This is a genomic window from Rhizorhabdus sp. GW822-FHT03C02, assembly GCF_058801765.1.
In genome coordinates this window covers 1-607 of record NZ_JBXANN010000033.1, presented here as the reverse complement: position 1 = coordinate 607, position 607 = coordinate 1, and the positions used below count along the sequence as shown (strand labels likewise).

Annotated in this window: 1 protein-coding gene; it reads right to left on the bottom strand. The window is 65.6% G+C overall.

The genetic code is table 11. The features are described from left to right. On the bottom strand, positions 1-607 hold a 607-nt coding region (locus tag AC1RM6_RS30425; RefSeq protein WP_493108437.1), incomplete at both ends, for a HAMP domain-containing protein.

Below are 607 nucleotides of genomic sequence, written 5' to 3'. Positions count from 1 at the left end.
TGTTGATCGTGTTCTTCAGCTCGAGGATCTCGCCCTTCACGTCGACGGTGATCTTCTTCGACAGATCGCCGCGCGCCACCGCGGTGGTGACGTCGGCGATGTTGCGGACCTGGCCGGTCAGGTTCGCCGCCATCAGGTTGACGTTGTCGGTCAGGTCGGCCCAGGTGCCGGCGACCCCGGGCACCTGCGCCTGGCCACCGAGCTTGCCCTCGGTGCCGACCTCGCGGGCGACGCGGGTCACTTCCGACGCGAAGCCGTTGAGCTGATCGACCATCGTGTTGATCGTGTTCTTCAGCTCGAGGATCTCGCCCTTCACGTCGACGGTGATCGTCTTGGAAAGGTCGCCGCGCGCCACCGCGGTGGTCACCTCGGCAATGTTGCGGACCTGGCCGGTCAGGTTCGCCGCCATCAGGTTGACGTTGTCGGTCAGATCCTTCCACGTGCCGCCGACCCCGGGGACCTGCGCCTGCCCGCCCAACTTGCCCTCGGTGCCGACCTCGCGGGCGACGCGGGTCACTTCGGAGGCGAAACCGTTGAGCTGGTCGACCATCGTGTTGATCGTGTTCTTCAGCTCGAGGATCTCGCCCTTCACGTCGACCGTGATCTT